3 protein-coding genes are annotated in these 6,504 nt (G+C 43.0%); all 3 read right to left on the bottom strand.

Going from position 1 to position 6,504, the window contains the following annotated elements; genetic code table 11:
• Positions 1–148: 148 nt before the first annotated feature.
• Genes N5O98_RS10200 through N5O98_RS10190 form a run of 3 tightly spaced genes read right to left on the bottom strand, consistent with a single transcriptional unit; the run spans position 149 to position 6,475 of the window.
• The gene (locus N5O98_RS10200) at positions 149–1,900 is read right to left on the bottom strand and encodes a RagB/SusD family nutrient uptake outer membrane protein (RefSeq protein WP_004309594.1); all 1,752 of its coding nucleotides are present in this window, start codon (positions 1,898–1,900) and stop codon (positions 149–151) included.
• Positions 1,901–1,922: 22 nt separating this feature from the next.
• Positions 1,923–5,465, bottom strand: coding sequence for a TonB-dependent receptor (locus N5O98_RS10195; RefSeq protein WP_022198907.1), 3,543 nt, complete (start codon positions 5,463–5,465; stop codon positions 1,923–1,925).
• Positions 5,466–5,488: 23 nt separating this feature from the next.
• A complete protein-coding gene (locus N5O98_RS10190; protein WP_061447960.1) occupies positions 5,489–6,475 on the bottom strand; it encodes a FecR family protein in 987 nt (328 codons plus the stop codon).
• Positions 6,476–6,504: the final 29 nt, after the last annotated feature.

Genomic DNA, 6,504 nt, shown 5'->3' with positions numbered 1-6,504 from the left:
AGATGCTGGGAACACATAAATCAAAGAAATCTTCAAAAGATCGCAGCTTAAAGAAAGTGAACAGATTTGTATAGTGATGAACAAAAAAAGAGGTGCATCGTGCATTACGACACACCTCCTTCTGATGAAGAAATAAATAAAGAGTTAGTTAGTAGCTTAGTCCATCTTCCCAACCCGGATTTTGGGTTAGAATGCCTTGTGTAAGTACGCGCTGGTCAGCAGGGATAGGCCATAAGTAGTCTCTTTCCTCTTTCCAGTCTTTGCCATAAGTAACTTTGGGGAATCCGATAATATAACCGGATGTTCCGTTGGAGAGATAGATGTCCTTATCCAGTTTCTTTTTATTATCACATTGGGAGGTCGCTGTGGTTTCGTAGATTTCCAGATCAGGCTTCCCGTCACCATCCATATCGTATGTTCCTACTCCGGGAACATAAATACCGTAGTAAGGTACGTAATGATTGAACATTTGTTTACCTTCTTTCCAACGGAATAAATCCCATTGTCTCAACCCTTCCATTACTAGTTCAATTGTACGTTCGCGACGGATTTCGAGAATGACGCCCTTATTCGTTCCCTGCTCAACATTCGGATAGCAAGCTGCCAGATAAGGATCAGGGTTACTGTTGGCATCCGTAAGATTCAGATCCGGCATTTTAGCCCGTTCTCGAATTTTATTGATAGAGATATCCAGGTCTTCTTGTTTGAGTGTTCCCAGTTCGGCTTTGGCTTCGGCATAATTCAGGTAGACTTCCGCTGCTCGCATCAAAGGCCAATCGGAGGTACTTTTAGCGGCTCCGTCATGATCTTTGGTACCTACAAATTTGATAGGTCTGTAGCCGCAATAAGCAGTTAAGTCATTGGCGGTCACGGTTGTTTCTCCTTTTTGGATATAGTTCGGACAAAGTACGGTTTGTTGCAGGCGTGGATCGCGGTTTTTCACCTCGTCTGTGTAAAACATTGTTTCATATCCTTGTTTATCAGTGAAACGTGTTCCGTCCGCCATCAGGTAGTGATTCATAAACCGGCGGGTAAATCCCATTTGCAGGTTAGCGATGCTGAATTGTACGGAGTGTGATAATTGCAAACCTTCGAAGTTATAAGCTCTTGCCAGTACGACTTCTGTGGTTTTGGCGTTGTCGGCACAGAACATATCTCTGTAAGGTTCCGTTCCTTCTTTATACAGGCTGAAGCCGCTTTCGTCAATAAACTGCCGGGCAGTGCTTGCTGCAATTTCCAGGTATTTCTCATAATTATCCAGTCCATGGTATTTCCGATAAGTCCCTTCATAAAGTGCAGCTTGACTGGCAAATGCCAATGCCGCCCATTTAGTGACTCTTGTGTTCCGAGTTTCTGTGCTTTTGGTCGGCAAACTGGTAGCGGCATCTTGGAAATCTTTGAGTACTTGATTCATCACAAACTCGCGGGAATCCCTGGCTTTGACTAATAATTCCTGATCTTCCGAACCCAGCACTTGATCGTACCAGGGTACATCTCCATAACGGCGTACCTTTACGAAATAGAAATAAGCTCTGAAGAATTGGGCCACTCCATTATATTGATTGCGGGCGGTTTCATCATCACAGTTGGAAGAATGTTGCAGGAAGTAATTAATGTGGCGGAGTTTGGTCCATGACCATCCGGTTTCGCTGGCAGCCGAACGGGTTCCTTCAATTACCTGTCCCATGCCTTTGTCGATCATATCATCTGCATTTGTACCGGCTGAAGCATCTGGCTCGTCCAGTAAGGTATAAAATTGATTGGTCCATAATTCCAGATCGGATTTGTTTTGAAAGTAATTCTCTGGTGTCACTGCATTTTCCGGTAGGAGTGTCAGGTCACAGCTATTGAATAGGGCTACGGCCATTCCCAGAATTATTATTTTGTTGATAGCTTTCATACTATATCTGATTAGTCATTAATTAAAAAGTTATATCTACTCCAACAGTGTAAACACGCGGGTAAGCATATCCCGAACCCGTGTTGGATGAGTAAGTGCTACTGGAGATTGCCAATTCCGGGTCGATAGTTTTGTTATGCTTCTTCAGAGGCGACCAATAGTATAGATTTTCTCCCGATACGTAAACACGAACCTTTTCAAAAATACGTTTACTGATAGGCAGTGTATATCCAATAGAGAGATTCTTGAAACGCAGATAAGCGATATTCTGTATATATCGGTCGTTTACGGTGCCGAGTGAACCGCCTGAATAGGATTGATAACCTCTGATACGTGGGAAGAAAGCATTTCTGTTGTCTTCTGTCCAGCAGTCTTCCGGAAATGATTTTTCTACAAATGAGGTAGAAGGGAAAGAATATGGTCCCCAGAATGAATTTGCTCCCTGTGAGGTGGTACTATAAGATGGGTACCAGTCTCTTTTACCAATTCCCTGGAAGAAAGCGGATACGTCGAAACCGTTCCAGCTCGCATCCAGACGGAAAGAATAACTGTATCTGGGAGTTGTGTTTCCAATGATTTGTTTATCACCAGGATCGTCTACTGTTCCAGCTCCGGCCCCAATCACATTGTCACCGTTTAAGTCAGCAAAGCGTACGTCACCGGCACGCAGATAACCGTCGACCTTACTGCTATAAACACGTCCGTTCACGACTTTGTCATTGATCTTTGCCTGATATTCTGCTGCTTCCTTATCTGTTTTGAACAATCCGTCTACATGGTATCCCCAGATTTCTCCCATCTTCTTGCCTACATAATGGTCGGAGATCAGTTTGTCCGGATTATTGTATTTGGTGATTGTCCGTTGGTAATCTCCCAATGTAGCTTGTATTCCATACCTGAAAGGTTTATTGGCCACTTTGAACGAGTCGTTCCATGAAACGGATAATTCCCATCCGTTTGTCCGTAAGTCGGCACAGTTGGCTTTTGGGGTGGAAGCACCGTATACATCCGGTAACGTCAATGAAGTAGTTAGCATATCTGTTGTTTTACGAACGTAATAGTCGGCACTCATACTTAAACGGTTTCTAAGGAATGACATATCCAATCCGACATTGTAGGTTGTAACGGTTTCCCAAGTCAGTCCGGAAGAAATCGGGTTGGAAATCTTTGCGTAATATGCTTTGCCTTCTCCGTCGAAAGTATAGCTGAACTGATTGTCCGAAGTGATTGTCTCCAGATAAGCGTAATAATCTACCTGCTGGTTCCCCAGGCTACCGACGGATGCGCGTAACTTCAGGCTGCTCCACCAGTCGCTTACCGGTTTGAAAAAGTTCTCTTCGGAGATTCTCCATCCGGCAGATACTGAAGGGAAAACTCCCCATCTGTCTCCTTCTGCGAACCGGGAAGAACCATCGGCACGACAGGATACTTCGAGCAGGTATTTACCCATGTAATCATAATTGATACGGCCGAAGAAACCAAGCGTTTTATAGGCGCTGATATCTTGTGATACGGTAAGTACACTTTCAGGAGTTACTGCCGAGAAGGAGTCGAGGTTATCATTGGACAGGTTAGTCATAGAAGTGTTTTTGTTGACATTGCGGTAAGTCTCATACTGGCTACCTGCCACTATTTTAAGATTGTGTTTCTTTGCCCATGAATGTTCAAATGTTGCATAATAGTTCAACATGTGAGTAACAGGGAAAGATTCGTCTTCCTCATAATTATTAAAGATACTTCCGGAAGTGAAAGTTTGTGTCACTCCCTGACTGCGTGAATACTCAAATGAATTGTTGCGATAACGGTACAATTGCTTTCTTTGTTGGTAACTGTAGTTGGCGGTCAGAGTCAGTCCCTGTAGTAACGTAATGTCAATCTGATTGACAACGGACAAGAGTGTTCTGGATTTGCTGTTATGACCTCTTCGTGACGTTAGGTATCCGCCGTCACCGGCTCCCAAGGGAGAGTTGGCATAAAGTTGGTTGGTATATTGCACAATCGTTCCATCCGGATTGAAGGGGACGAATGAGGGACTGATATTTGATTCTAGGCGGGCAATAGTCATTGCGTAGTTGGAAGTACCGTTATAATTGTAATTGTTATTATCCAGTCCGATATTTGTCGACCATTTGATCCATTTGTTTAGTTGAGCATCCATTTTGGCACGGAACGAATAATCCTTATAAAGGTCTTTGTCGATGTTGAACATACCATATTGCTGGTAGTAACGTCCACTGATATAGTAATTCACCTTTTCGCCACCTCCGGTGATAGAGACATTGTGTTCCATCTGTGGGCGGGTACGATTGTAGAAGTATCCATACCAGTCCGTATTTCCATAATAATAATATTTCCCGTCTTCTCCGATTTCCACCCATGGACGTTCCGGATTCTCAGTCATATCATTCCGGCGGTCATAGAGTTTCTGGAGCTCTTCATCTTCGTACAAGTACATATTCACGCCATTGTATGCATGGTAGAACTTGTTGGCGAAAGTGACATAATCGTATCCGGTACGGATAAAATCAGTGGAAGTCGTGTTCTGTGTCCATCCAAATCGACCGTTGTAGCTGATTTTGGCTTTTCCTTTTGTTGCAGCACTTCCCGATTTGGTGGTGATAAGTACCACACCTGCAGAGGCCTTTGCTCCATAAATGGCACATGAAGATGCATCTTTCAATACGGAAATCGACTCGATGTCATTTGCATTGACTTGGTTCAGTGGAACTTCTACACCGTCGCAAAGTACTAATGGCGTACCGCCATTGACAGAGATCCCTCCGCGAATGTTTAATGAATAGCCGGACTCGGGAGAACCGGTGCCGAAAGTCAGATTTACAGACGGATCGGCTCCTTGTAATGCATTGGCGGCAGATACTACCGGGCGGTTGTTCAGTTCTTTGCTTGAAATGGTGGATACAGCACCTGTCAGATTACTTCTGCGTTGGCTACCATAGCCCACTACAACTACTTCGTCAATCATCAGACTGGAAGGTACCAGACGGATTGTCTTAGTCTGACCGTCTTTTACATGAACTGTCGCTACCTCATAGCCTACATACGAAATATCAATAGTCGAAGGAATGGAAGTCTCCAGAGAGAACTTTCCATCCAAGTCGGTAATTGCTCCCTGTGCGGTTTCTTTGTTCATCACCGAAGCACCGATAACGGGATTTCCTTCTTCGTCATAGACAACCCCGGTGATTGTCTGCTTCTTTTTCTCATCGGACTTTTGCTGGCTGGTATCGGACTTTTTACTGATGATGATGCTATGTCTGTTGATGGTATAGCTAACATTCTGTCCCACGAATATCTGATCCAAAACGACCTTGATAGGCGCATTATTGGCATTGATTGACACCTTCTTACTCATGTTGATCTCGGAAGATTTGATTACAACTGAATAATTCTTGGTCTTATGTAAAGCTTCTATCGCTTCTTTTACAGTAACATTCTTTAATTGTAAGGTTATGTCTTGTGCTAGAATAGGTTGAGAGAAAAATATCATCACACAAGCAAACCAGATTGTCGATATATATTTTTTATAAATATTAGTTTGCTTCATATCAGGTTATACTACTGCTAAATTTATGGAGTTGCAGAAGTAATCATGATTACTTCCTGACTCCGGGTTATGGACATTTGTCCGTCTGTATTGAGATTGGATAAAATCTCGTCAAGAGTTTCCCCGTTAGTGAAATAAGCAATGTACGTGTTGTCGCTTAACTTTTGATCTAATATGATGATTCTGGTATCGAAATAATATTCCAGTTCCTTCACAATATCACTAAGGGGAAGATTACTGAAATAGAATCCTTCGCTTTTTGACGGACACTTGTACAGATTGGCAAGGAATGTTTCACGAACAATTTTCTGTGAGGCACGGTTGTACTGGATCATTTCTCCTTTTTTCAGAATCTCATTAGGATGAGTCGGAGTTTTGAACAGTACCGAACCTTCTACGAGTGCGACTTCTACCGTCTCAATATTCTCGTAGGCACGGAGATTGAACTTTGTACCCAGTACCTGCACATGGACGTCACCGGCAGAAATGATAAAAGGCTTGTCCGGGTCCTTTGCCACATCGGCAAAGAGCTCTCCACTGACAAAGATTTCTCTTTTATCTTCTGTGAAGTCGGAAGGATAAATAACCCGCGTGCCTGAATTGACGTGGAGCTTCGTTCCATCCGAAAGAGTGAGTGTTTGATGCATACCGTGTGGTACGGTGATATCATTCCAGTGTGTATTTGCCTTCTTGTTAAGAAGTAAATATCCGGCTAAAAACAAAAGTGGTATAAAAAGGACGGCTGCTACACGCTGCATCCAGCGGATTGAGTGCTGAAGCCTTGGGCGTAGTATGCGAACCTGTTTGGGTTGAATAGCTTTTTGAAATTTCTGAAAGGCTTTTTGAGATAACTCATGGTCCTCTATTTGAATTTCAGAGATAATCTCACGGAAACTCTGGTCCATCAGGTTATTGTCATTTTCTGTCAACCACTTTTGGATTTCTATTTCTTCCTCGTGAGAACACTTATCGTAGAAATAATCTTTTAATATGTCGTTAGTTATCTTCATAGCGTATTTGTTTAAAGTACAAAAATGCA

Source organism: Bacteroides sp. LFL-34 (genome assembly GCF_027257075.1).
Taxonomy (GTDB): Bacteria; Bacteroidota; Bacteroidia; order Bacteroidales; family Bacteroidaceae; genus Bacteroides; species Bacteroides ovatus.
This window is presented reverse-complemented; position numbering and strand designations above follow the sequence as displayed.

Coding starts and splice junctions, on each gene's coding strand:
- N5O98_RS10200 (WP_004309594.1), bottom strand. CDS start 1,900: ATGAAAGCTATCAACAAAATAATAATTCTGGGAATGGCCGTAGCCCTA.
- N5O98_RS10195 (WP_022198907.1), bottom strand. CDS start 5,465: ATGAAGCAAACTAATATTTATAAAAAATATATATCGACAATCTGGTTT.
- N5O98_RS10190 (WP_061447960.1), bottom strand. CDS start 6,475: ATGAAGATAACTAACGACATATTAAAAGATTATTTCTACGATAAGTGT.